Source organism: Paraburkholderia sp. BR10141 (assembly GCF_056155635.1).
Genome location: NZ_JBMIQH010000012.1, coordinates 188,880 through 212,811, shown reverse-complemented (window position 1 = coordinate 212,811; position 23,932 = coordinate 188,880). Strand labels below are relative to the sequence as shown.

The following is a 23,932-nucleotide window of genomic DNA, read 5'->3' as shown; positions in this document are numbered from 1 at the left end:
GTTGCGCAGACGCGCCGAGAGGTTCGGGGCGCGCTCGAGTTCGGTTTCGCGGGCGGCGTCGTAGACACGCGCTGTGAGAATCTTGCGGAGATAGTCGTTTTCGTCGCGTCGGGACTGAGCGGAGTCCGTAGCTTTGACGACTTCAGTGGCTTCGGCGGTGGGGCGGCTTTGATGCACCTGCATGACGGCTCCTGTCTTCACTTTCGTTTTGGCCAGGAGGCGGAAACAAAAAACCCGCCTCGTGGGGCGGGTTGTTGTTGTCACTGCTGCCAGACGTACGCTAACCCACCATTCGTTGAATGGTGCTAATAATCAGCGCAATCGTGAAAAGGCGGCAGTTCATCTCTGTAGGATGACCTGAGGGGCGAGCCTTGTCAATTGCTCACAATCTTGTTGATTGTAATGCACTACAAATTACGTCTTATTTGCTACGTTTTTCGCTTGCAGCGGGTATCTTCGTGGCGAGAGACGCAAAAAACGTGATTTAGCCCGATCCAAGCTAACAAGTTTCGTGAAACATTCTAGAAAACCCAGTCTAAGCCATTGATTTTAAATAAGTAAGCCTGATCCGGTATTTTTTCGCGCCTGTTTCACGGATTCGACCCCGGTGTTGACTGGCGCATAGCCCGCGTCGCCTCTACAACGAAAAAAGGCGCCTGACGACGCCCTCCCCTGCCACCGTTAGGCGCTACTCGCGACGCTCAGGTCGCCCCGGTCGTATCCATTTCCGAAGCCCACTGCTCGATGACTGCCTTCACGCGCTCGGCAAGACGTTGCTGATCGGAAGGCGCGATGCCCTTCAGGCTCAGCTCCGCGCGCCCGTCGCCGAACAGCTTCAGTTCGCCCAGCGCGACGCCGTCCGGTCGATTGAACTGGACGCGGGACTGGTAATGCGTACGACGCGGCCCGACGCTGCGCGCACCCGCTTCAGCCGAGGCCGCCGCCTCGAGCTTGCGCACGCTCGCCTTCCCTTCGACCACCTGCGCAAGCCAATGCTCGGCAACGGTTGCGCCCGCCCGGTCGAAGATCAGCTTGATATTGTAGGCGTGTCCGAGTCCGACGTCCTTGCGATGCTGCGCCATTCTCTGCAGCAGATAGGGCGGCAGCGACGTGAGTGCGATCACCTTGCTGATGTGCTTCGGATCTTCGCCTACCGCTACCCCCAACTCGATCTGGTCGACGTAGACGCGATCGTCGAGCAGCTTCTTCCACGCGAGCGCGTCGTCGAATACCGTCTGCTCCTCGCGCTCCTTGTTGGCGTGATAGGCGCGCAGGTACAGGTTCTGATTGTCGAGGCCCTCGCGGACATCGGCGTCGATGAACTTGTCGCCGCGCGAACGCGCAGCACGAATACGGCGCTCGCCGTCGACGATCACATATTGACCGGGAAACGCCGCGAGTCTGGTGACCAGGATCGGCGTGATCTGCCCTTGCGTCGCAAAGCTTTCTGCCAGCTCGTCGATCGTCTCGGCGCTGTAGAACGCGCGCGGATTGTAGGGATTGGAGACGACATCTTCGACCGAAATCTTGCGGACCGCATGCAGCGAAAGCGGTGCCTCGACGACTTCGGCAGGCGGAGCGGCGGGCGTGTCCACGGCGTTGGGTGCACCTGCGTCGCGCTGCGCGATATTGACGACATCGGCTTCCGCGAGACGCTCGCCAGCCGAAACCCGCTCGGCGGCCATGCCCGCGCGGACCTTGCTGGTGAAATTCAGCTTAGCGGCCATTGACGACCTCCTCCTCTTCTTCTTCCTGAACCAGCGCAATGATCTCGTTGTAGACAGCGCTGATCTCGTCCTTCGCGACTTTCGCCCCGCGCACGCCGCGCACATCGAAGACGGTGCGGCCAAGTGCTGCCGCCTGACGGTAGAGCTCACGCTGCTTGATGGTTGCCGAAAATACGCGGACGTTGCTCTCGGCGAGGATGGCGCTCATCTGCGTATGCAGCAGCGTCTTCGAATTAGATTTATTCAACAAAATTGCGAATTTTCCGGCCGGATTGGCCACGCGGGTTCGCTCGACCAACTCCATCATCCCTTCGCTGCTCCAGATGTCGATCGGTGATGCGTCCGTCGGAATGACAGTTGCGTCGGCTACGGCAAGCACTCGCGCGGTAGTCAGGTCGTTGATATTAGGCGGACAGTCGACGATAACGACGTCGTAGTCGTTCGCCAGTGCGGCGATTTCCGGCCCAATCATCTTCTCCAGCTTGTGAATGCTGCCGACGCGGAACGGTAGAGGCGTTTCGGGACCGGCCGCTGCACACCAACTCATGCAAGATTGCTGACCGTCGGCATCGGCGACATAGACCTTATAGCCTTCAGCCTGAAATGCCCCAGCCAGATTCATGCTGGTAGTGGTTTTGCCAACCCCACCTTTTTGGTTCGCTACGGCTATCACGAGACCCATTCGTTTCTCCATGCAATTGTTCAACAGCGGGCGAGTCTCCCAGGTGCACTCTCCACGTGGAGACTCCAGCAAGTCATTCGACAGTCTACTGGCAACTTAAAGTAAATTCTAGAAATTCCGCCCCGGACGTTGTCAGTTCACAACCAATTGGCTGAACGGATAAGAATTGGATGCAATGGAGAGGGCTGGTGGGCGGGGTGGATTGACGGGATCGCGATGTTTCAACAGTGATGGGCGCTGATCTCCACGTGGAGATCGCAGAATGCGCCCATCGAAGTTGCGGAGCTCGTCTGCTCGCAGGTCGATTAGACACTGGATCTTTGCACAGCCGTGCATTACGTTGGTGACGCGGGAGGAAAGTTCAAGTTGCGCGAGAGTGCTCGATAGGTATCTTCGCGGAGGGAGACGAGGAACACCGAGCAATTCTCCACGTGGAGAGTGATCGACTTGACCTCGAATTAGCGCAGTGCAGTGAGTGTGATGTCGATGTCCAGAAGCGATCCGGCCAGCAAGTGTTCTGAGCGATTCTCCACGTGGAGAGTCCTCAATCAGCATTCGGGAAAATGATGACGCGTGAGCAGGTACTACCCGGGATGAAGGGATGGGCAGTGACGGTAAGCGAGTTCCATCCATTGCGTGTATCTCGCCGCATCCACACATTCTTGATCGTTTAAAGCAGCGACTCTCCACGTGGAGATCAACGCGGAACAGCACGAAGCAACCAAGCGCCATCGGCATCCGCGTACGCCGAGACAGAGCACAAACATCACTCCGAGGCACTCAAACAGTCGAAGCTTGACTCGTCACCAAAAAAGCGGTCGATCTAACACTCAGAAGCTTCGAAATATATATTTAGCTACGAATTCTACGTCGTTATATTTAGCTAAATTTCCTTGAGCACTATCCGCATGTACTCACAGCGAATCGCACAAAAAAAATGGCGGCCGAAGCCGCCGTCCCGTTAGATTCATCGCCTTCACTCGTCCCGAGCTTTCAGCGCGAGATCGATTTCCGCCGCCTGCAGGCCTTCGCCCCCGGCCGGCGCCTGTTGTCCGCTCAGCAGGAATTCAAGCAGATCCGCAGCAGTCGGTTGGCCCCAGGTGTCCAGAACCACCCAACGGAAGAAGTTCGTCGATGCCATCTTGCTCGGCACCTTCGCCGTCGACACCTTGAGCTTGTCCATACCGACCGTCTCGTTGTAGCGCTTGATCAGCGCAGTCTGGTCGTCGTATTCAAGTTCATTGAAGTAGGCGCGCGCCTCATTGATCTTCGCAGCGATATAGCGGTCCTTCACCTGATCCTGACTTTCGCGCGCGCGGCCAGCGTCGGTGGCGGGCGCGGCGGCATTCGCACCGGGCAACTCGTAGCCCTCGGTCAGCGCCTTGCGGAAATACGCCGCAACGTTGGCGAGCGGCGCCGAATTTTTCTGCGCCACCCGCGCCGCGGTATAGGCCACCGCCGTGCGAATCTTGTCCTCGCCGTACTGCTTGAGCAGGCGCCGCGCCTCGGAAACCGGGATGCTGAACTTCGACATCTCGCCAATCAGCAGCGTTTCGTTTGCACGCAACTCCTGGGACGGATCGGTCTCCGGCTTGCGGGTCACGCGGAACTGCAGGGCGACGACCGAGCGTCCCACCTTGTGCTCGATGAGCTCGAAATTGTGATCCGAAATCTCATTGACTTCCTTGATGCAGGGCACCAGCACACGGCTCTTGAACTGTTTGTAGAGCTTGTACGATTGCGCCGAAGTATCCTGCCCAAGGATCAGGTCACGCAGCGTCGCGAGCGGAAAGCGCGCCGTCACACCCACGGCCTCATAGCGAACGACGTTCTCCCACAGCGCAAGTGAATGCGCCTTTCTGAACTGACGCGTGATGCGCATATCGATCATCGCGTAGATTTCAGGATTGAGCAGTTCGCCGCGAATCTGTTCGGAGAAGGTGTAGCGCAACACCGATCGCTCGAGTTCGGCGCCTGCGAGCAAGCCGGACGCCTTCCAGATGCTGCGTTTGTCCTGCGTGAGGTAGTCCCAGTTGACGACCGTGCTGATGAGCGAGTTGATCGTTTCTTTGACGTACTCGGTGTTGTTACTGTTCAGATCGACGTCCTGGGAGAGGGCGGAGATCGTGATCTCGAACGAGGAGCGGCCGCGGTCGAGGGAATCCTGGCGAATGGCGTTCTTGATCAGCGAGCTGAACATCTTGCGCTGCTGCAGGCTGATCGATCCGGACTTCGGTGCGATATGAATCGCCGGAACGGCCTTGCGGAACAGATCAGGCGGCTGGCCTTGCTGGAATACGAGTGCACCTTGCTTGTCGGCGTCGCCGGCTTCGGCCTTTTTTCTTGCCATATGACCCACGATGAAAGGGAACCTGGTCGGTTGGTAACTGTATACCAAGCGATCAGGTGACTCAAGGCCACAGACGCTATCGTGACGCGGCACGACACTCAAGGGCTAAGAGCATTGACAGCCGGCGATTCTCTGCCTCGATGGCCACCGGGAACCCGTCCTGGGCACTCTGAACAGGCCCCGCGAACGGACCCATAAATGGTGACCTTTGCGTCGCCGCGTCCTGAAAACTATCCCATAGCCAGTGACCTTTATGCAAAATGTGAGTACTCACTCCGAGAATTCAGCCTCAACAGGTAGCTGTCCATGGGATTTTTCACATTGCTATCCAGGTTGTCGCCCGGAGCAGTTCGGCCAAGCGTCGTCATGCCCAGTACGCCCATAAATGGTGACCTGAACCGGTTCCCACAAATGGCTACCCTTGCGGGGCCAAATACGGCGCTCGAGGTCAGCGGATCAGCACTTGCCCCCATAACTGGTGACCCACGCCTGATCCCATAGGCTGTTACCTGGCTCCAGCCAGCTTCTCCGCGTCCAAGGATTCATGCGGGTAGCCAATCCGGCGCACGCTAACGCCGGAATTCCTCTCCCGACAAGCCACCATATCTGGTTACCCATACCGATTCCCAAAGACGGTTACCTGAACTCAAGCGACGGGTCCTCTTGAACACCCTCAAGAAAAGCCCCGCATCCCATAAGCAGCGACCTTCACTGACTCCCATAAACAGTGACCTGAAGGCAAAACCGCTCCTTTTCCCATAGCGGGCGACCTTTCCCCCATATCCACAACCCGTAAACCCCATGCCCGGGTACCGAAGTCCCATATCCACAACCCCGAACTCCCATACCCGGGACCACAAATCCCATAACGCGCCACCAAATCGGCCGCAAAGCCTTGCCTGGTAAGGGTTCGAGCCGTCTAAAGGTTTACTAAAGTTGTTAAAGCGTAAAAGGTAAACACTGAAACACGCGTTCGATGAGAAAGACGTCTCCCAAAACCGGGGACCTAATCGCATGTAAGTGGTCACCAACCTCCGTAACCCCATTCCGGGTTACCTAGCCCGTCTACCAACGCTTTGCGGGCACCCTGGAGCATTAGCTAAGCCCCCTTTTCTTGAGAATAAACTTCTAGAGATCGAATCAAACCATTGATTTACCGAGGAAAACACCCGGATGGTCTACGTCTATGGTGCTGTTCTTCGTCCAAAGGTAACTGCCTATGGGACCGGCTGAATCACTACGACACCAGTGGGATCGGAACCGTAAAGCGTCCTGCCAGCCTTGGACGCCCGCTGAACCAGGTCAGGGGAACCAGCGATCCGGAGATGCGCACTTCTGGACGAACCGTTCCTCCCATTTCCGGTTACCCACCTCAGGTCACCAAACATGGGAGCCACCGAAGGCCCACTTGGGCCGCGACCCAAAGCAATCAAGGAAAGTCAGGCGCCAACCGGACAAGGTGCACTGCACAAGATTTATCGGTAACCTACGGCCCACCGAGCGCCTGCCCGATCTCAGTGTGAATACGCGGGAAAGGTAACCGCGGCCGCGGTGTGCCGCCGCAGGCAATCGCTGCGGTACCGGTCGGCGAGACGCTGCTGGGCGGCTTCGATATCGGCGGGTGTCGTCGTCCGAGTTCGGGTCGTAACGCACCGCCTCGAGTACCGTAATTTGCGGTATCAGACCGGCATGCGTGACCTCGTGGGCCGGTTTGACGAACGGGTACCTGTGACATGCCTGCTGAGTCAGATGCGGTGCGGCGGCCGCATCCGCGTTCGTGGGTTCGCCAGTGAGTCGTCGAGCCGACCATTCATGGCCCATGGTTGGGTAGCCGCGTCAGCCAGCGAGAAAGCACCGTGCGCGCGATGCACGACCGCGCAACTGCAGGCGTTGCACGACGCCGGGCCCTGTGTGCGAGGCGCGCGATGAACCTGCCTGGCTGGCGCTCGGGCCTGGCCTGTTCGTTCCGGCGTCGTCGCGGGCGGTGCCGGACGTGCGGGTCATTGGCCCGACCACTGGCAGAGGACCACGTTCCGCTGGTTCACCGTTTCCGCAGCGATCTTCTCGCTCGCGTTCATGGCGCTGCTCGGCATCATCGAATACTCAGTGACGCGCGCCATGATGCGCGAGACCGACAGCCGCCTGCGCTGGCAACTGCGGTACTTCGATTCGCGCAGCGACGCGAGCCTTGCCGGCGCCATCGACGCGCGCTTCCGACGCCCCGACCAGCGCGACAACTTCTACGGCCTGTTCGCACCGGACGGGCGCTGGCTCGCCGAGGATATCCGAGCAATGTCCACGGGTCTTGCGCTGGGACCTCGAAGATGCTGCGCGCGGGCGCCGACGCGTGCTTTCGCTACGTTCTCGTTCATGGAAATGCACGAGCGTGTGCACACGCTCGTGCGCGCCGCGCGACCAGATGATTCGCTACGCGTGGCCCGAGAAAGAGGACATCGACGCTTCAACCGTCAACCTCGTCGTCTCGCGGCAGCGGCGCAAGCTCGCGCGCGAAGGCATCGAAGTGCGCATCGATACCATCAGCCGCGACGGCTATCAACTGACCTCGCCGACGTTCGACTGATGCGCGCGCTCAGGTAACCGTTTGTGGGAACCGGTTACCTATCCGGGCGCGGACGCATGGGTTTGTTAACTCAAAAAGCAAACGGTTCTACGATCAGGCCGTCTACATCGGGCGCATCGAGCAGGGCGGCTCGACCGCTTACCTTCACGGACACCGCCTGCTGGCCGTATTCGTTGACGAGTTCGATCGGCCCGACGCATGGCCATCGTTTCATGCAGCGCGTCGGGCGCACTTATTCTTATACGTGCTGATTGCGCAATTGCGGCACGTGATTATTGCGCCCGCTGGCGAGCAACGCTGCAACGAAAAGCAGAATGCCGATAATCGCAACGGTTGTTGCGAACGCGCGAGCCACCTGCGCGCTGCTCGCATCCGGCCCGGCAAGTGCGAAAAACAGGCCACCGAGCAGCGCCACGGCGAGCGCGGCACTGACCTGCAAAACCGAGCTGACGAGCCCGGCGGCAAGACCGGACCAGCGTCGATCGACACATTCGACATTGCGCCTGACGAGCGCGGGCAGCGCCACGCCCTGGCCGAAGCCGATCAGAAAGAGCGATGCGTTGAGTGCGTGGAGTTGAGCATCGTGAACAAGCATGGCAGTCCAAAGTAAGCCGCACCCCTCGATTGCCATACCGGCCGCCGCCGCACGATGCCCGAACTGGCGCACGATAAGTGGATTGAGCAGCGGCCCGACCAGAAAGCCGACGCCCAGGGGCAGAATGCGCAATCCGACTTCGAGTGGCGCGAGCCCGAGCGCACGCTGGACGTAAATCGCGAACATCATGAAGAACGGTGCGAGCGAATAGAAGAAGAGCGTGGCAACGAGCCCGCGCACGAGGCCGGGCGCGGCGAAGATGACGGGCGGCACGAGCGCGTCGCGCCCGGCGTTCGCGACGCGCGCCTCGTAGCGCCAGAAGATCGCGAACAGTGGCGCGGCGCCAATGAGCAACGCCCACGTCCAGACCGGCCAGCCGCGCTCGCGGCCTTCGATCAGCGGCACGACGAGCGCAGCCAGCGCGATGCCGAGCAGGACCATGCCGCCGGGATCGAGCTTCGCGGGGTGGTCCGAGCGGCTTTCACGCACGAGCCAGTACGCCGCTGGCGCGGCCGCCATCACGACGGGCAGGTTGATGAGGAAGATGCTGCGCCAGCCGAGTCCGAATACGTTGGCCGAGACGAGCACGCCGCCGAGGGCCTGGCCGGCGACCGCGGCGATCCCGTAAGCCGCGCCAAAGAGGCTGAGTGCAAGCCCCTTCTGATGCGCCGGAAAGAGCGCATGGATCGACGCAAGCGCCTGGGGTGCCATGACGGCTGCGGCGCCGCCCTGAAGGATGCGTCCCGTCACCAGCGCTGCGGGCGAACTGGCGAACCCGCACACGGCCGAAGCCGCCGCAAACGCGAGGATGCCCACGAGAAAGATGCGCCGCCGTCCGTACAGGTCGCCGAGCCGGCCGCCCGTAATGAGAAAGATCGCGTAGGTCGCTGCATAGGCCGAAATCACCAGTTGCGCGATAGCGGGGCTGGCATGCAGGTCGGCCTGCATCGACGGCAGCGCGACGTTGACGATAAAAAAGTCGAGCGGCGGCAACAGCGTGCCCATCAGCAGCACGGTCAACGCCCACCAGGTGCGTGCGCCCGCTCGCGTGGACGGCATTTCCACAGTCGAAAGATTCGTCATGCAGCCTCCATATGGAACTAATCGGTTCCTAATTGGCCAAAAAAACTAGCGGATGGCGCTCAGCGCGATTTCAGCAATTGCATCGATCGCGTGCCCGCCGGCGTCAGTCTTGCCCAGCACGCGCATACCTTCGATCGTGCAGAGCAGGAAGCGCGCGAGATCGTCGGCATTCTGGTCGGCGGCCAGTTCGCCCGCTGCCTGGCCTCGCCGGATCGCGCCGGCGAGCAGCGCCTGCATGCGCGCGAACATGTCCGTGACGCGGGCTTTCACTTCGGCATCGAAGGGCAGGCATTCGGTGGCGGCGGCTGTCACCGGGCAGCCCGCAAGCCCTTCGAGGCCGACGGAAAGGCGCACGTAGTGACGCAGCGCCTCGCGCAGCGCGGTGCGCGCCGACGCGTGCCGCAGATTGCGCGTAAGCCGCGCGATACCGCGCTCGGTATAGAAGTCGAGCGCCGCGAGAAAGAGCTGGTGCTTGTCGCCGAACGCCTTGTAGAGGCTGCCGCGCGAGAGCTGCGTACCCTCGATCAGGTCGGGCAGCGACGTTGCCGCATAGCCGCGCGCGCGGAACACCTCTAGCGCGTTCTGCACGGCTTCCTGCTCGTCGAATTCGCGTGGACGGCCGGGGCCAGAACGGGTATCGGATTTCATGTCGACATTCTAGACCAATCGATTCCGAATTGCCGAGGAAAATGTGCGTGGAGAATTCAAACATGCATACAGGATGAATTATATGTACGCACAGAAATATCAATTGTTGATATTCGGCGCGCGTCGGTAATCTGGCCGACATACTGACCAGCAAGCCCCGCTATGACCCGCACCGCGCTCATCGAATGGTTCACGAGTTTCGTGCCCAACCCGGCTGCGCCGCAATGGCGCGAGCGGGGGCGACGCTGTGCCGGAGCGTTGATCGGCATCGCGTTCACGGGACTCGCAACCCACGTAATGTTCGGCGCGGCGGGCGACATCCCGCTGCTCGTGGCGCCCATGGGCGCTTCCGCGGTGCTGCTCTTCGGCGCGTCGGACAGCCCACTTGCGCAGCCGTGGTCGATTCTTGGCGGCAACTTCGTCTCTGCGCTGGTGGGCGTGGCGTGCGCGCAATGGATCGCATCGCCGGTCGCGGCGGCTTCCGTGGCGGTGGCGCTCGCGATCTGCGCGATGTTCCTGTGCCGCTGCGTGCATCCGCCTTCAGGCGCGGTCGCGCTGACCGCCGTGCTCGGCGGCCCCGCGGTTCACGCGCTCGGCTTTCACTTCGTGATCGCGCCTATTGCGTTCCAGTCCTTCGCGTTGCTCAGTGCGGCGCTGGCCTTCCACGCGCTGACCGGGCACCGCTATCCGCGCGCTGCGTTTCGTCCCACGCCGGAAGCCGCTGCCGCGCCGCTTGCCGTGCTGTCGCAACAGCGACTCGCGCCGCTGGATTTTCCGCAAAAATCGTTCGAACAACTAACTTGCGAGGAAATCATGTCGATCGACTGTCCCGCCGTGCCCGCAACAATGGGCGCGCGTGCGGCGCACGAGATGTTCCGCCGCCACGGTGCTTCGACGCTCCCCGTGGTCGATGCGATGGATCGCGTGGTCGGCGTCGTCACGCATCACGCGCTCGGCGACCTTGCGCCGGCGGCTGGCCTCAAGCGATTCAGGAACACGCTGCGTCGCGCGGCGCAGCGCGAATCGGCGCGCGTGGAAGAAACGGTCGAAGCCGTGATGGCAGCCGGCGTGCACGCCGTCCATCGGGCCACGCCGCTCGCGCATCTGGTGCCGATTTTTGTCGAGCATGCCTACCACGACATTCCAGTGATGGACGATGCGCGCCGGCTGGTTGGCGTGGTCAGGCATTCGGACATGATCCGCTGGCTCCATCACCACGCGGGCGTTGCCCAGGCCGCCGCCGAGGCAGCCTGAGCCTGGCGTCTGGCCGGGTCACACCACGAACAGCAACACCGCGAACACTGCATAGAGCCAGCCGACATGTGTGAGCTGACGGCTACGTACCTTCGGCGCGCGAAACGCCCATTGCAGGATCAGGATGGCGATCATGGTCGTCACGGCCGCGAGAATCGAAGGCGTGCCGAGATGCCACGGCGTGAAGAAAAGGCCGAACGCCGTGGGAATGGTGGCCTGAATCATCATCGCGCCGCTGATGTTCGCCAGCGCCAGCCGCTCCTTGCCCTGGCGCACCCAGATGATCGCGTTCATGATCTCGGGCAGCTCGGTGGCGATCGGGCTGAACAACACGGCGGTCAACTGCGGGCTTAGACCGAGCCACGGTCCCACCGCACCGATCTGCTGCACGAACAGATGCGAGGCCGCGAAGATGACGGCGAGCGCGCCCAGCGTCTGCAGCAGAATCCACACCATGGCCGGATTGTCGTCGTGCGGGCGCAGCTTCAGCGGCTCGAGATCGCCTTCCACCTCGCCGCTATCTTCGGCGGAAAGCTCCTTCCAGCAGTAGAACGCGTAGGCCGCGAGAAACGCGATCCCCAGTACCGGCTTGAAGCTGAACACCACGAGCCCGAGCGCGATCTTCGCGACGAAGATTGCGAGGAACCAGAGCTGGTCGCGGCGCAGACGGCGTGTATTGACGTCGACGGTGGCCGCGCGCTCGCGCCCCACGCGCTTTGCTGTCGCTAGCAACGCGAAGCCCACGACGGCATAGGCGATCGTGCTGAGCGCGAGCGGGCCGCCAATCGCGGCGCCTACGCCGATTTCCTTGTGCGCGGGATCGCCGCCGAAAGCAACGGCAACGAGCGTGACCACGCTCTCGGGCAGCGCCGTGCCGAATGCGGCGAGGATCGTGCCGGTTGCGGTTTGCGTGACCTTGAGCTTGTGGCCGAGCCACTCGACGCTATTGACGAACGTCTCGCAGGACAGGTAGATGATGCCGGCCGCGGCAATGAGCAAGGCGAACGTCAAGATCATGACGTTCGCTCCGTGGCGCAAATGAGGAGATGAAGCGGGGCGAGACGAGTCATTATTTTTGCCGTGATGTGCGAGCCGGGCACCGAAACCATGACGCTTCCCTTCGCCCGGCCCGGGTGAAAGGGAAAACGTCATAGGTCTCGTCAGGCCGCGCTATTGCAGCGATGCGCTGCAATGATTCGCAATACGGCTGCCGGCGCCATGGTGCAGGGGCACCAATTATGTTGACGGCGGCGCAACGCCGAAGCAGGCGTTGCAGACTACTCCCCTAAGACAGGGGGCGATTATAGCCGAAGTTCATGGCGGCGAGCGATTTCCGGCGCGCCCGCCGCGGTGCCTCGCGCGAAGCGAACCCGAACTTGTGACGCAGCGCGGCCATCACCATCGCCTGCTTGTCGTTGCTCGCATCGTTGTCGAAGTCGCCGAACGAGGCGACCGCGTTGACGAGCTCGCCCGTGTCCGCGTCGATCGTCTTGCCCGACGCCTTCTGGTGGCCCGCGAGCGCTCGAAAGCTGGGTCGCGTTGCTCGACGTGAGCGGTCTCGATTGGCGTGCGCTGCGCGAGCCGCTCGACCCGCGCAGCGGCAAGCCCGCTTCTATGCTGTTCATGGCGCAGCGGCGCGCGGCTGACACCGCCCCGCGCGCCGCTGCAAACGAGGAGGCAAGGTGCCGACGAGGGCGCGCCCGGGCTGCGCCCGCACTATCACCCGAACTACTACGGCGCGTACTTTCGCGACCCCGAAGGCAACAAGTTCTGCGTCTGTTGCCACGATCCCGCGGACCATTGACACCGCGCGGCAAGCCATCACACGGGCGTCCCATTCGCTGTGCTACCCTTGCCCTGCCTTGGGCCGAGGGTGCCGTGCACGCGTGCAAACGACCGCCGGCGGACGGTCCGATGTATCAAAGTCGAAAATCGAAGTCCTGAACCAAAGTCCCGCGCCGCGCCTCATCGCGCGCATGCGCCGGGACAACGACCAATAACAGGAAGAAGACCCAGATGAAAAAGCACGAGATACAACGCGCAGGTTCGCGCGGCCGCTTGCGCGCGCTGATCGCCGCCGTGGTGCTGGCGGGCGGCGCTCAAGCCGCGCATGCCGCCACGGAAATCCAGTTCTGGCATGCCATGGAGTCCCAGCTCGGCGAACGCGTGAACGCGATCGCCGAACAATTCAACGCGTCGCAAAGCGAATACAAGATCGTGCCCGTCTTCAAGGGCACCTACGACCAGACGCTCGCTGCCGGCATCGCGGCTTATCGCAGCGGCGACGCGCCCGCCATCCTCCAGGTGTACGAAGTCGGCACCGCCACGATGATGAACGCAAAGAAGGCCGTGCTGCCCGTGTACGACGTGATGAAGACCGCCGGCGTGCCGCTCGACGAGAAGGCCTTCGTGCCGACCATCGCGAGCTATTACAGCGATGCCAGGACGGGCCATCTGGTGTCGATGCCGTTCAACAGCTCGACGCCGGTGCTCTACTACAATCGCGACGCTTTCAAGAAGGCCGGCCTGCCAGACGCGCCGCCGAAAACCTGGCCCGAAGTCGCCGAAGCCGCCGCGAAGCTCAAGGCCTCGGGCATGAGCTGCGGCTTTACCACGGGCTGGCAGGGCTGGATCCAAGTAGAGAACTACAGCGCGTGGCAAGGCGCACCGATCGCGACGCGCAACAACGGCTTTGACGGCCTCGACGCGCAACTCGAAATCAACAAGCCGATGCAGGTCGCGCATATCGCCTTCCTGCAAAACATGGCGAAGCAGGGCACCTTCACCTATGTGGGCCGCAAGGATGAAGCCACCGCGAAGTTCTATAGCGGCGACTGCGGCATCATGATGGGCTCGTCGGGTGCGCTGGCGAACGTGCAGCAGTATGCGAAATTCAAGTTCGGCACCGGCATGATGCCGTACGACCCGAGCGTGAAGGGCGCGCCGCAGAACGCTATCATCGGCGGGGCGAGCCTGTGGGTGCTGGGCGGCAAGAACCCCGAGGTCTACAAGGGCGTGGCGCAGTTCCTCGCGTACCTGAGCTCGCCGGCCGTGGCCGCGAAGTGGCATCAGGACACGGGTTATCTGCCGGTGACGAAGGCCGCGTACGAACTCACGCAGCAACAAGGCTTCTACGCGTCGCATCCCGGCGCCGACACGGCCACGAAGCAGATGCTCAACAAGCCGCCGCTGCCGTGGACCAAGGGCCTGCGTCTTGGCAACATGCCGCAGATCCGCACGATCGTGGACGAGGAACTCGAACAGGTGTGGACGGGCGCGAAGACGCCGCAGCAGGCGCTCGATTCGGCCAACTCGCGCGGCAACGATCTGCTCAGGCGTTTCGAGCAGCAGGCCGCGAACTGACGGCCCGACGCGCGTGAAGTGAACCGATGCCTCGCGTGAGGCATCGGGCAGCGCCCCAAAAGGCCGACGCCAGTCCGGTCTTTTGGGGCGCCTGGCTTTCGCTCAGTGATCGCGCTTTAGAACCACGCGTCCTGCATGTCGAGCGTGGTGCGGTCGAGCGAGGCGAGCAGATCGAACTGCGCGCCGGTTTTCGGCAATTCCCATGCGAAGAAGTAAGCGGCCGCCGCGAGCTTGCCGCGATAGAAGTCCGCCTCCTCGCCGCCGGTTTTGGCGAGCGCCGCGCGCGCCACGAGCGCCTGTTCGAGCCACACCAAGGCGAGGACCACGTGGCCGAACGCTTCCAGGTACACCGAAGCATTGGCCAGTGTCACCGCCGGGTCGCCGGCTGCCCACAGCCGCCGCGTGACTTCCGTGAGCCGCTCGAGTGCGGCTGCGAGCGCGCTTGCGTGGGCGGCCTCGTCTGCCGTGCCCGAAGCGTGTGCGCGTTCGAGCGTAGCCTGCACGCGCGCCACGAAGACCTTGAGCGCCGCACCGTCCTTGATGACGACCTTGCGGCCGAGCAGGTCGAGCCCTTGAATGCCATGCGTGCCTTCGTGGATCGGATTGAGACGGTTGTCGCGATAGAACTGTTCGACGTTGTACTCGCGCGTGTAGCCATAGCCGCCATGCACCTGGATGGCGAGGTCGTTGGCCGCGAGACACCATTGCGAAGGCCAGCTCTTCGCGATGGGGGTGAGCAGGTCCAGCAGCAGCGAGAGCGGCTCGCGCGCCGCGCCGCTGGCGGCACCCGCTTCGTCCACGAGTTTGGCGCACCAGAGGTTGAGTGCGAGCGCGCCTTCCACGTAGCTCTTTTGCGCGAGCAGCATGCGGCGCACGTCGGCGTGCTCCACGAGCCTCACCTGCGGCGAAGCCGGATCTTTGCCCGCCGCGCCCACGGGACGCCCTTGCGGACGGTTGCGCGCGTAATCGAGCGCATGCAGATAGCCGGTATAGCCAAGCATCGTCGCGCCGAGCCCCACGCCAATGCGCGCCTCGTTCATCATGTGGAACATGTACGCGAGCCCGTGATGCGGCTCGCCCACGAGGTAGCCGATCGCGCCCGCGCGGCCGCCCGGCGTGTGCTGCGTGCCTTCGCCGAAATTCAGCAGGCAGTTCGTCGTGCCGCGATAGCCCATCTTGTGATTGAGGCCCGCGAGCACGACGTCGTTGCGCTCGCCGCGCGAGCCGTCCTCGTTCACGAGGTACTTGGGCACGACGAACAGCGAGATGCCTTTGACACCCGCAATGAGCTTGCCGTCGGGACCGGGGATCTTGGCGAGCACGAGGTGCACGATGTTCTCGGCAAGCTCGTGCTCGCCGCCCGAGATCCACATCTTGTTGCCACGCAGACGATATTGCGCGCCGAGCGGGGAGTCGCACTCGAAGTCGGCGCGCGTGGCGACATCCGAAAGCGACGAGCCCGCTTGCGGCTCGGAAAGGCACATCGTGCCGAAGTAGCGGCCTTCCAGTTCGGGGCGCACGAAGGTATCGATCTGCCGGGCGCTGCCATGCGCGAGCAGCAGGTTCGCGTTGCCGATGGTGAGGAACGGATAGGCGCTCGTGCCGACGTTCGCCCCCTTGAACCACGCGAAGCCCGCCTTCTCGACGACGAGCGGCAACTGCATGCCGCCGTATTCGTAGTCCTGGCCCGCGGCCAGCAAGCCTGCGTCGCTGAACGCCTTCAACGCCGTCTTCACTTCGGGGATGATCGTGACCGTTTCGCCGTCGAAGTGCGGCTCGTGCTGATCGTTCTTCTTGTTGTGCGGCGCGAAGAGGTCGGTGGCGATCTTCTCGCAGGTGTCGAGCGCGGCGTCGAAGGTCTCGCGCGTGTGATCGGCGTAGCGCGGAATACGCGTGAGGCTTTCGACATCGAGCCATTCGTAGAGCAGGAAGTTCAGATCGCGGCGGGAAAGGATCAGCGACATGGCGGAACGGTCTCGCATCTTGAGAGGAGAAGGCTGCTAGCGTACCTAAAATAGAACGGTCGTGCTATTGGTAGTTTCTCCAGCGATAAACGGGGCTCGTTCGGCAAGCGGCAAATAAACGGGACCAAAACATTGCAAACGTTTGCAAATACCTCTCCCATAAAGGGTTTCCTGAAGTTAATTGATTTGCTGCCGTAAACTCGTGCGCGGTCCCGATTTTCCTATCGAGCCCGCCAACGAGTCGCGCCGATGCCTTTACGGCGGCTCTTTTTGCAGCCGAATTCAACCAGGCGCATCAAGGTCCATCAGCTGCCGCCGCATTAACGCCTACCTGCAACTTTTCTTCCTCATCCAAGTGTCGTTCATGCTGGCAGATTCGCCGGGTCGCGCGCAGTCGCTTCGACTGTCCGGCTCGCAACCGCGCGTGGCCATTCGCGCGCTCGATGACGTCGCGCGCGCCGCCGACGCGATCATGTATTCGTGCCTCGCGGTCGACGGCGTTCCGGCCAGCGCGCCCACGGCGGTCGCGCTCAAGGGGGCGATCGCCCAGATGGCGCGCGCCATGCAGGAGGTCAGCACGAGCACGGCGCACGTGGAGCAGGCCGCGCTCGAAATCGCGGAAGGCAACGCGAACCTGAGTGCGCGTACCGAACACCAGGCGGGCAGCCTGGAAGCCGCGCGTGCGGGCGAACAGGGACGCGGCTTCGGCCGACGTCCGGGTGAACGAGTGGTGAACAAGGAGATCTTCCCATGATGAGCGTGGCGGGCTGCATCGTCTACAAACACAACCTGTGGCTCGTCGTCGTCGCGCTGCTGATCTGCGCCGCGGGCTCGTGGGTCACGGCGCGGCTCGTCCTGCGCGCGTTCGCCACGCGATCGCTGCAGCGCATGGGCTGGTCGTTCATCGCGGCCGTCGTGGCCGCCGCCGATATCTGGTGCACGCACTTCGTCGCCATGCTCGGCTTCGAACCGGGCGTGCCGATCGCTTTCGACCCCGTGCTGACCATCACGTCGCTGCTCATCGCGCTCGTGGGTAGTTTCGCGGGGTTCCTGCTCGCCACGAGCCACGCCGCGAACCGTCTCACGCGTGCTGCGCCCGCGCTGGGCGGTGCGATCGTCGGGCTGGCGGTCGCGCTCATGCATTACGCGGGCATGCTCGCGTATCGCGTGGAAGGCATCGTGATCTGGAATCGCGTCGGGATCGCCTTGTCGATCGTGTTTGCAGTCGCAATCAGCGCGCTCGCGCTGCATCTCGCGGGCGTGGCCGCTCGGCGCCCGCAGGAGAACGCGGCCAGCGCGCGGGCGAGCGCCGACGCGTCCGCGCGCCTCGTGGCGGGCGTGCTCGCGCTCGCCATCGCCGCGCTGCACTTCACCGGCATGTCCGCGTTCCAGGTGGTGCCGATGCCGCTCGACGGACACTTTTCGAATCCCGCCGCGTTGCACGCGCTCGCGCTCGCCGTGGCGTGCATGGCGCTCGTGATTGCAGGCGCGGGCTGCGTGAGCTTTCTGCTCGACGACAGCGTGCGCGCCGAATCCGTCGAGCATCTGCGCACGATGGCGATGAGCGACATGCTCACCGGCCTGCCCAATCGCGCGAGCTTCAACGCACGCATCGACGCCGAACTGGCACGCACGCAGGACACGCGCAAGCTCGCGCTCATCGGCATCGACCTGAACCGCTTCAAGGAAATCAACGACCTGCACGGCCATCACGCTGGCGACGAAGTGCTGCGCATTCTCGCGCGGCGACTTTCGAGCCTGATGCGCGAAGGCGAGTTCGTGGCGCGCGTGGGCGGCGACGAGTTCGTGGCGCTCACGCGCTTCGCCTCGCGCGATGATCTCGGCGATCTGCTCTCGCGCCTCGAAACCGCGCTGTACCGGCCGGTGCGCTACGACGACGCCGAAGTGCTCTCGGGCGCGAGCCTTGGCGTCGCCATCTATCCCGACGACGCCACCACCAAGACCGTGCTCATCAACAACGCCGACCTCGCCATGTACCGCGCGAAGGCGGATCTGGCGCAGTCGGTGTGCTTCTATGAGCCGGCGATGGACGAGATCGCGCGGGCGCGCCGCTCGCTCACGCACGACTTGCGCGAGGCGCTCGCACGCGGGCAGCTGAGCGTGCACTACCAGGTGCAGACCTCGATCGCGAGCGGCGAAATTTGCGGCTATGAAGCGCTGCTGCGCTGGGAGCATCCGCGGCTCGGCTTCATCTCGCCCGCCGAATTCATTCCGCTCGCCGAAGAGAATGGTCTCATTCTCGGCATTGGCGCCTGGGTGCTGCGCGAGGCGTGCACGCGCGCCGTTTCGTGGTCGCCGCCTTACAAGGTGGCAGTAAATCTTTCGCCCGTGCAGTTTTCGCACGCGGATCTGCCGAAGCTCGTCGAGACCGTTCTGGTCGAGACTGGCCTCGCGCCCGAGCGGCTGGAACTGGAACTGACCGAGACGACCATTTTCGCGGACCGCGAGCGCTCGCTCGACGTGCTGCAGCGAATCAAGGCGATCGGCGTGAGTATCGCGCTGGACGACTTCGGCACCGGCTACTCGTCGCTCGACACGCTGCGCTCGTTCCCGTTCGACAAGATCAAGCTCGACCAGTCTTTCATCAGCGAGGCCGAGTCGAGCCGCCAGGCCACCGCGATCATTCGCGCAGTGCTCGCGCTCGGCAAGAGCCTCGGCATTCCGGTGCTGGCCGAAGGCATCGAAACCGAGGCGCAGCTTACTCTGCTCGCCGACGAAGGCTGCGACGAAGTGCAGGGCTATCTGCTCGGCCGCCCGGCGCCGCTCAGCCATATCGTGGCGAGCGGGCAACTGTCGCTGCTCGCCGACGACGAAGCAGCGCTGGGCGCGGTGCGAGGTTAAGCGCTCTCGCCGCCGTAGTCCACGAAGCGCGGCGCGCATTGCGACTGCCATGCGCCGCCGCTCTGCGCGAACGCGCCGCGCGCCACGTTGTGCGCATCGAGCGGCGCTTCCGCAAGACCCAGCACGGGCGTGACGCATGCGTCGCTGCCTTCGAACACGGCGGTCCATTCATCGCGTGTGCGCGTGGCGACCGTCTGGGCGATCCGTTCCTGCACGCGCGGCCGTGGCCGATGAACTCGGCGCGCGCGCGAGCTTCGTGGCCGCCGACGTGACGAGCGCCGACGACATGAACGCCGTGTTCGAGGCGGCTACGAAGCGCGGCGCGCTGCGCTCGCTCGTGCATTGCGCGGGTCGTGGCGGCGCGGTGCGCCTGATCGAGAAGGACGGCTCGCCGGGCTCGCTCGAAGCCTATGAGAACGTGGTGCGCGTGAATCTCTTCGGCACTTTCAATGCGCTGCGCCTCGCGGCGGAAGCGATGGCGCGCAACGAGCCCGATGCCGGAGGCGAGCGCGGCGCTTGCGTGCTCACGGCTTCGGTGGCGGCGTACGAAGGGCAGATCGGGCAGGTGCCGTATGCGTCGTCGAAGGCGGGCGTGGTGGGCATGACGCTCGTGGCCGCGCGCGACCTGGCAAGCAAGGGCATCCGTGTGTGCACGAGTTCGGCCTCGTCAACCGTCTCACCGCGCCGGGCGAAGCGCTGGCGGGCGCACTCGAACTCGCGCAGAAGATCGTGGCGAACGGCCCGCTCGCGGTGGCCGCGAGCAAGCGCGTGATGCGCGAGTCGCGAGACTGGCCCAGTACGGCGATGTTCGGGCGTCAGCGCGAGATCTCGGACCCGGTGTTCGCTTCCGCCGACGCGCGAGAGGGCGCGGCGGCGTTCGCGGAGAAGCGCAAGGCAGTGTGGCAGGGGAGGTAGGGCGGCCTTTTGTCAGGCATGCGTGAGGGTTCTTCGCAGCGCCGCGAAGAACAACTCCGATTGCAATCGCTCGCCCTGAATCTGGTCGGCCACGCGCTGCGCGAGTTCGGGCGCCACGGGCCGCAACGCGCGCCCGGTCGAGCCCGCGAGCACCTGCGCGGCGCAGGCGCGCTCCAGGTAATAGAGGTCGTCGAACGCGTAGTCGATGCGCTCGCCGCACACTACCACGCCGTGATTGCCGAGGAAGCCGATGTCCTTGCCGTCGACCGCATGCGCAATGCGCTCGCCTTCTTCGGGGCCGAGCGCGAGGCCGTTGTACTCGCGGTCGAGGGCGACGCGGCCGTGATAGCGCATCGCGTTCTGCGACAAGGTCGTATCGAGCCCGCAGTCCACCGTGAGCGTGAGGGCGGTCGCATACGGCATGTGCGTATGCAGCACGCAGGCCTTCTTCGCGATGCCGTGGATGGCGGCATGAATGAACATCGCCGTCGGCTCCACGGCATGGCGGCCCGCCATCACGTCCCCCTGTGCGTCGACGATGACGATGTCGTCGGCCATCACCTCGCTCCACATCAGGCCGCGCGGGTTCAGCAGAAAGAGGCCGTCTTCGCCGGGAAGCGCGACACTGAAGTGATTGCAGACGCCCTCACCCAACCCGAAATGCGCGGCGGCACGCAGCGCGAGCGCGAGGTCCGCGCGCAGCGTCGCGATTTCCGGGTGGTGGAACAAGTCTTCGCTTTCAATGGCTCCAGCATGATGCACGGCGTTGCTCATGGGTCGTGGCTCCTGTTGTTCAGATGACCGCGTGGCGTCTGCGTCGCAGCCCGCATTCGTCATTCGCTGTCGAGCGCGAGCGGCACTTCGAGCCCCACCTTCACGCGGCTCATGCTCACCAGCGTCTTGAACCGCTTCACGTTGTTGTTCGAGAAGAATAGCTCGCGCGTGAGTTCCGTGTACTGGTCCATGTTACGCACCGCGAAAATGAGCACGAAATCCCACTCGCCCGCGACGTAGTAGCACTGCTGAATCTGCGGGCAGCGCTCGAAGGTGCGCTTCATGGCGTCCAGCAAGTCGATCTGCTCGCTCTCCACCTCGACGGTCGCGACGATCGTGATGGGATGATCGACCTTCTCGGGTGAGACGATCGCCGCGTAATGGTCGATCACGCCTTCGTCGGCGAGACGGCGCAAACGCCGGTTCACCGCAGCCGTAGAGAGGTTCACGCGCGCGCCGAGTTCGTTTTGGGGAATCTGGGCGTCGCGCTGGACTTCCATCAGGAGTTTGCGGTCGAAGGAGTCGAGATGTGTCGCCATTTACGCGGGAGCCTGAAAGTCGATATTTTTTTGCGTGACGTGGCCGCATTATGAGACTTTTTCGCGGGGGCTGCGCAATATCATTTCGACATCGCAAGTCCACCGGAGCCCACCCATGCTGATCGCCAACCCGCGCGCCACGCGCCATGCCTACCCCGAAACGCTCGGGGCCATCCTGAACGTGAAGTCGGGCGACGAGAGCCGGGCATGGCTCGCCGGTTGGTCGCTGATCAGCCCGGAGTCCACGCCGCTCTGGGATCTGGACGGCGCAGCGGCGCGTCTGGGCGTTGCTCGCATTGGACTCAAGGACGAATCGTTTCGTTCTCCTCTTGGCAGCTTCAAGGCGCTGGGCGCACCCATCGCGCTGATGCGCCTCGTCATGCGCCTGTGGCCCCTGCAGGAGATCGATCCTCGCAAGCTGATCGAAGGCCGCTACGGCGAGATGGTCACGAACCTCACGGTCATCAGCGCGACCGATGGCAACCACGGCAAGGCGCTCGCCGCAGCAGCGCAATCGATTGGCTGTAACTGCGTGATCGTGCTGCATGCGAACGTCAGCGTCGAGCGCGAAGCGGCGATCGCCGCGTACGGCGCGCGTATCGTTCGCATCGTCGGCAACTATGACGAATCGGTCGAGCACGCGGCGCAACTGGCGAAAACGAACGGCTGGCACGTCGTTTCCGATACCTCCTATGACGGCTACGAGGCGATCCCGCGCGACGTCATGCAAGGCTACGGCACCATCGCGGCGGAACTCATCGAACAGTCCGGCGATGCGTGGACGCACGTGTTTCTGCAGGGCGGCGTGGGCGGACTCGCGGCCGGCGTAGCCAGCTACCTGTGGGAGCATCATGGCGCGGCGCGTCCGCGTTTCATCGTGGTCGAACCGCGCCAGGCCGACTGCCTGTATCAAAGCGCCATCGCCGGCCGCGCAGCGAAAGCCACCGGGTCGGTCGATTCCGTGATGGCGGGCCTTGCGTGCGGGGAGACGTCGCCGCTCGCGTGGCAGATACTCGAGCCGTGTGTCGACAACTTCATGCTGATCGACGACGAGGATGCCGTGGAGGCGATGCGTAGCCTCGCCACCGGCGCGGCAGGCGACGTGCCGATCGTAGCGGGCGAATCGGGCGCGGCAGGGCTTGCGGGCCTCGCGATGCTAATGCGCGAACCCGATCTCGCGCGCGCAGCAGGGCTCGACGCAGCCTCACGCGTCCTGTTGATCAGTACCGAGGGCGCCACGGCGCCCGGCGTGTACGCGCAACTGGTCGGCGCGTCCGCGGAGACCGTGGCGGCCCGTCGCGACACCTGGCTGAGTCAGGTCGCGCAGTAACCGAAAAGAGGACACCCCCATATGGAAAGCACACTGCAAGGGCAACTCAAAAGCTGGCGACAGTATCTGCACCAACGTCCCGAAACCGGCTTCGAGGAGATCCATACCGCCCACTACGTGGCCAACATCCTCGAGACACTGGGTCTCGAAGTGCACCGCGGCATTGGCGGCACGGGGCTCGTGGCAAACCTCACGGTCGGCAACGGCAAGCGCGTGATCGGCCTGCGCGCCGATATGGACGCGCTCAATATCGCGGAGCAGGCGCCGGGCCGCGCACATGCCTCGTTGAACGCGGGAAAAATGCATGCATGCGGACACGACGGCCATATGTCGATGGTCCTCGGCGCGGCGCGGCTGCTCGCCGAGCGGCGCGATTTCGACGGCACGGTGCGTATCATCTTCCAGCCGGCCGAAGAGCATGGCCGCGGCGCGAAGGCGATGATGGCGGACGGGCTGTTCGAACGGTTTCCCGTCGATGCGATCTTCGGCGCGCACAACATGCCGGGCATGCCCGCCGGCACGTTCGCCACGCGCGCGGGCGGCATCATGGCGAGCGAGGATAACTTCGTCATCCATATCAAGGGGCGTGGCACGCACGCGGCGCGCCCGCACATGGGGGCCGATCCCATCGTCATCGCGGCGCAAATCGTGCTCGCGCTGCAAACCATCGTGTCGCGCAATCTCGACCCGAGCCTGCAAGCCGTGATCTCCTGCACGGAAGTCATCACCGACGGCATTCGCAATGTCATTCCGTCGAACGTGACCATCAAGGGCGATACGCGCAGCTATTCGAAGGAGGTGCAAGCGCTGCTAGAAACCCGCATGCGGGAAGTCAGCGTCGGCATTTGCCAGACGCACGGCGCCGAATGCAGCTTCGAGTACACGCACGAGTTCGCGCCAACGGTCAATTCGGAGCAGTTCGTCGAACTGGCAGTGAACGCCGCGCGCAGCGTGGCGGGAGACGCCGCCGTGGACGCCAACGTGCAACCGATGATGATCTCCGAGGATTTCGGTGCGTTCCTGCAGGTCGTGCCCGGGAATTTCATCTTCATCGGCAACGGCGACGCGCCGGAGCGCGGCGGGATTCCGCTGCACAACGCCGGCTACGATTTCAACGACGACATCCTGATGACCGGCGCCCGCTACTTTGCGGAAATCGCGCGCCTCGCCTTGCCGGTCGGAACCAACCAATCGTGAATATGATGAAACTGAATGGCGAAGTGCTGCTTCGGCAACTGCGCGAACTGGGTGAAACGCGTTTGCAG

General features: G+C 63.4%; 20 protein-coding genes, 3 pseudogenes and 1 riboswitch. Of the genes and pseudogenes, 10 read left to right on the top strand and 13 right to left on the bottom strand.

Annotated features, from left to right (window positions below; translation table 11 throughout):
* The 5 genes from ACOJB8_RS19010 to ACOJB8_RS18990 all read right to left on the bottom strand — a co-directional run.
* A partial coding sequence (locus tag ACOJB8_RS19010) for a hypothetical protein (protein WP_475013673.1) occupies positions 1-183 on the bottom strand: 183 nt, incomplete at its 3' end.
* 518 nt (positions 184-701) lie between these two features.
* Entirely contained in the window at positions 702-1,727 is a 1,026-nt protein-coding gene (locus tag ACOJB8_RS19005) for a ParB/RepB/Spo0J family partition protein (RefSeq protein WP_475013671.1), read from the bottom strand.
* Positions 1,717-2,409, bottom strand: coding sequence for a ParA family partition ATPase (gene parA / locus ACOJB8_RS19000; RefSeq protein WP_069266877.1), 693 nt, complete (start codon positions 2,407-2,409; stop codon positions 1,717-1,719). The genes ACOJB8_RS19005 and parA overlap by 11 nt, the downstream gene beginning before the upstream one ends.
* 976 nt (positions 2,410-3,385) lie before the next feature.
* On the bottom strand, positions 3,386-4,759 hold the full coding sequence (locus ACOJB8_RS18995; RefSeq protein WP_069266876.1) for a replication initiation protein: 1,374 nt from the start codon (positions 4,757-4,759) through the stop codon (positions 3,386-3,388).
* Positions 4,760-6,759: 2,000 nt separating this feature from the next.
* Entirely contained in the window at positions 6,760-6,996 is a 237-nt protein-coding gene (locus ACOJB8_RS18990; RefSeq protein ID WP_475013668.1) for a hypothetical protein, read from the bottom strand.
* Positions 6,997-7,145: 149 nt separating this feature from the next.
* On the opposite strand from ACOJB8_RS18990, the gene ACOJB8_RS18985 reads away from it, so the two are divergent.
* A complete protein-coding gene (locus ACOJB8_RS18985; RefSeq protein ID WP_475013666.1) occupies positions 7,146-7,340 on the top strand; it encodes a helix-turn-helix domain-containing protein in 195 nt (64 codons plus the stop codon).
* A gap of 70 nt (positions 7,341-7,410) precedes the next feature.
* On the opposite strand, the gene ACOJB8_RS18980 is transcribed toward ACOJB8_RS18985, so the two are convergent.
* The 3 genes from ACOJB8_RS18980 to ACOJB8_RS18970 are packed head-to-tail and all read right to left on the bottom strand — an operon-like array spanning position 7,411 to position 9,666.
* Positions 7,411-7,554: a hypothetical protein gene (locus ACOJB8_RS18980; protein ID WP_342950119.1), complete on the bottom strand. Its 144-nt coding sequence runs from the start codon at positions 7,552-7,554 to the stop codon at positions 7,411-7,413.
* Positions 7,555-7,578: 24 nt separating this feature from the next.
* Positions 7,579-9,018: an MFS transporter gene (locus tag ACOJB8_RS18975; protein WP_475013664.1), complete on the bottom strand. Its 1,440-nt coding sequence runs from the start codon at positions 9,016-9,018 to the stop codon at positions 7,579-7,581.
* Positions 9,019-9,063: 45 nt separating this feature from the next.
* Positions 9,064-9,666, bottom strand: coding sequence for a TetR/AcrR family transcriptional regulator (locus tag ACOJB8_RS18970; protein WP_069266873.1), 603 nt, complete (start codon positions 9,664-9,666; stop codon positions 9,064-9,066).
* Between the two features lie 162 nt (positions 9,667-9,828).
* On the opposite strand from ACOJB8_RS18970, the gene ACOJB8_RS18965 reads away from it, so the two are divergent.
* Positions 9,829-10,920 carry an HPP family protein gene (locus ACOJB8_RS18965; protein ID WP_475013662.1) on the top strand — a complete coding sequence of 364 codons (1,092 nt, stop codon included), beginning with the start codon at positions 9,829-9,831 and terminating at the stop codon, positions 10,918-10,920.
* A gap of 18 nt (positions 10,921-10,938) precedes the next feature.
* Here the strand turns inward: ACOJB8_RS18965 and ACOJB8_RS18960 are convergent, their stop codons facing one another.
* The gene (locus ACOJB8_RS18960; RefSeq protein WP_368602033.1) at positions 10,939-11,937 is read right to left on the bottom strand and encodes a sodium:calcium antiporter; all 999 of its coding nucleotides are present in this window, start codon (positions 11,935-11,937) and stop codon (positions 10,939-10,941) included.
* A 105-nt stretch (positions 11,938-12,042) separates the two neighbouring features.
* Positions 12,043-12,218: riboswitch (yybP-ykoY riboswitch) on the bottom strand.
* Between the two features lie 365 nt (positions 12,219-12,583).
* On the opposite strand from ACOJB8_RS18960, the pseudogene ACOJB8_RS18955 reads away from it, so the two are divergent.
* Together ACOJB8_RS18955 and ugpB are read left to right on the top strand one after the other, a co-directional pair.
* Positions 12,584-12,724 (top strand): annotated as a pseudogene (locus ACOJB8_RS18955) (VOC family protein); the annotation flags it as partial.
* 212 nt (positions 12,725-12,936) lie between these two features.
* On the top strand, positions 12,937-14,283 hold the full coding sequence (gene ugpB / locus ACOJB8_RS18950; RefSeq protein WP_475013659.1) for a sn-glycerol-3-phosphate ABC transporter substrate-binding protein UgpB: 1,347 nt from the start codon (positions 12,937-12,939) through the stop codon (positions 14,281-14,283).
* Positions 14,284-14,399: 116 nt separating this feature from the next.
* Here ugpB and ACOJB8_RS18945 read toward each other — a convergent pair whose 3' ends face one another.
* A complete protein-coding gene (locus tag ACOJB8_RS18945; protein WP_475013657.1) occupies positions 14,400-16,247 on the bottom strand; it encodes an acyl-CoA dehydrogenase in 1,848 nt (615 codons plus the stop codon).
* Between the two features lie 364 nt (positions 16,248-16,611).
* Here ACOJB8_RS18945 and ACOJB8_RS18940 point away from each other — a divergent pair, with 364 nt between their 5' ends.
* Together ACOJB8_RS18940 and ACOJB8_RS18935 are read left to right on the top strand one after the other, a co-directional pair.
* Entirely contained in the window at positions 16,612-17,001 is a 390-nt protein-coding gene (locus tag ACOJB8_RS18940; RefSeq protein ID WP_475013655.1) for a hypothetical protein, read from the top strand.
* Positions 16,998-19,109, top strand: a complete 2,112-nt coding sequence (locus ACOJB8_RS18935; RefSeq protein ID WP_368602037.1) for a putative bifunctional diguanylate cyclase/phosphodiesterase — start codon at positions 16,998-17,000, stop codon at positions 19,107-19,109. Before ACOJB8_RS18940 ends, ACOJB8_RS18935 begins: the two co-directional genes overlap by 4 nt.
* Here ACOJB8_RS18935 and ACOJB8_RS18930 read toward each other — a convergent pair.
* Positions 19,106-19,324 carry a CoA transferase gene (locus ACOJB8_RS18930; RefSeq protein WP_475013653.1) on the bottom strand — a complete coding sequence of 73 codons (219 nt, stop codon included), beginning with the start codon at positions 19,322-19,324 and terminating at the stop codon, positions 19,106-19,108. The two genes, ACOJB8_RS18935 and ACOJB8_RS18930, sit on opposite strands and share 4 nt — an antisense overlap.
* A gap of 8 nt (positions 19,325-19,332) precedes the next feature.
* Here ACOJB8_RS18930 and ACOJB8_RS18925 point away from each other — a divergent pair.
* Both ACOJB8_RS18925 and ACOJB8_RS18920 read left to right on the top strand, forming a co-directional pair.
* A pseudogene (locus tag ACOJB8_RS18925) lies at positions 19,333-19,803 on the top strand (SDR family NAD(P)-dependent oxidoreductase); the annotation flags it as partial.
* Positions 19,761-20,024 (top strand): annotated as a pseudogene (locus ACOJB8_RS18920) (enoyl-CoA hydratase-related protein); the annotation flags it as partial. The pseudogenes ACOJB8_RS18925 and ACOJB8_RS18920, both read left to right, overlap by 43 nt.
* Before the next feature lie 12 nt (positions 20,025-20,036).
* Here ACOJB8_RS18920 and ACOJB8_RS18915 read toward each other — a convergent pair.
* A complete protein-coding gene (locus ACOJB8_RS18915; RefSeq protein ID WP_475013651.1) occupies positions 20,037-20,798 on the bottom strand; it encodes an aldolase in 762 nt (253 codons plus the stop codon).
* A 59-nt stretch (positions 20,799-20,857) separates the two neighbouring features.
* The gene (locus ACOJB8_RS18910; protein ID WP_475013649.1) at positions 20,858-21,337 is read right to left on the bottom strand and encodes an Lrp/AsnC family transcriptional regulator; all 480 of its coding nucleotides are present in this window, start codon (positions 21,335-21,337) and stop codon (positions 20,858-20,860) included.
* A gap of 115 nt (positions 21,338-21,452) precedes the next feature.
* Between ACOJB8_RS18910 and ACOJB8_RS18905 the strand changes: the two genes are divergently transcribed.
* Positions 21,453-22,667, top strand: coding sequence for a diaminopropionate ammonia-lyase (locus ACOJB8_RS18905; protein WP_368684418.1), 1,215 nt, complete (start codon positions 21,453-21,455; stop codon positions 22,665-22,667).
* 21 nt (positions 22,668-22,688) lie between these two features.
* Positions 22,689-23,864: a M20 aminoacylase family protein gene (locus ACOJB8_RS18900; RefSeq protein WP_475013646.1), complete on the top strand. Its 1,176-nt coding sequence runs from the start codon at positions 22,689-22,691 to the stop codon at positions 23,862-23,864.
* Positions 23,865-23,932 lie beyond the last annotated feature (68 nt).

What these genes read in the sequence shown, in the direction of transcription:
- ugpB (WP_475013659.1), top strand. Translation starts at nt 12,937, where the DNA reads ATGAAAAAGCACGAGATACAACGCGCAGGTTCGCGCGGCCGCTTGCGC.
- ACOJB8_RS18915 (WP_475013651.1), bottom strand. Translation starts at nt 20,798, where the DNA reads ATGAGCAACGCCGTGCATCATGCTGGAGCCATTGAAAGCGAAGACTTG.
- ACOJB8_RS18900 (WP_475013646.1), top strand. Translation starts at nt 22,689, where the DNA reads ATGGAAAGCACACTGCAAGGGCAACTCAAAAGCTGGCGACAGTATCTG.
- ACOJB8_RS18995 (WP_069266876.1), bottom strand. Translation starts at nt 4,759, where the DNA reads ATGGCAAGAAAAAAGGCCGAAGCCGGCGACGCCGACAAGCAAGGTGCA.
- ACOJB8_RS19005 (WP_475013671.1), bottom strand. Translation starts at nt 1,727, where the DNA reads ATGGCCGCTAAGCTGAATTTCACCAGCAAGGTCCGCGCGGGCATGGCC.
- ACOJB8_RS18980 (WP_342950119.1), bottom strand. Translation starts at nt 7,554, where the DNA reads ATGAAACGATGGCCATGCGTCGGGCCGATCGAACTCGTCAACGAATAC.
- ACOJB8_RS18935 (WP_368602037.1), top strand. Translation starts at nt 16,998, where the DNA reads ATGATGAGCGTGGCGGGCTGCATCGTCTACAAACACAACCTGTGGCTC.
- ACOJB8_RS18965 (WP_475013662.1), top strand. Translation starts at nt 9,829, where the DNA reads ATGACCCGCACCGCGCTCATCGAATGGTTCACGAGTTTCGTGCCCAAC.
- ACOJB8_RS18960 (WP_368602033.1), bottom strand. Translation starts at nt 11,937, where the DNA reads ATGATCTTGACGTTCGCCTTGCTCATTGCCGCGGCCGGCATCATCTAC.
- ACOJB8_RS18975 (WP_475013664.1), bottom strand. Translation starts at nt 9,018, where the DNA reads ATGACGAATCTTTCGACTGTGGAAATGCCGTCCACGCGAGCGGGCGCA.
- ACOJB8_RS18905 (WP_368684418.1), top strand. Translation starts at nt 21,453, where the DNA reads ATGCTGATCGCCAACCCGCGCGCCACGCGCCATGCCTACCCCGAAACG.
- ACOJB8_RS18970 (WP_069266873.1), bottom strand. Translation starts at nt 9,666, where the DNA reads ATGAAATCCGATACCCGTTCTGGCCCCGGCCGTCCACGCGAATTCGAC.
- ACOJB8_RS18945 (WP_475013657.1), bottom strand. Translation starts at nt 16,247, where the DNA reads ATGTCGCTGATCCTTTCCCGCCGCGATCTGAACTTCCTGCTCTACGAA.
- parA (WP_069266877.1), bottom strand. Translation starts at nt 2,409, where the DNA reads ATGGGTCTCGTGATAGCCGTAGCGAACCAAAAAGGTGGGGTTGGCAAA.
- ACOJB8_RS18910 (WP_475013649.1), bottom strand. Translation starts at nt 21,337, where the DNA reads ATGGCGACACATCTCGACTCCTTCGACCGCAAACTCCTGATGGAAGTC.
- ACOJB8_RS18940 (WP_475013655.1), top strand. Translation starts at nt 16,612, where the DNA reads ATGCTGGCAGATTCGCCGGGTCGCGCGCAGTCGCTTCGACTGTCCGGC.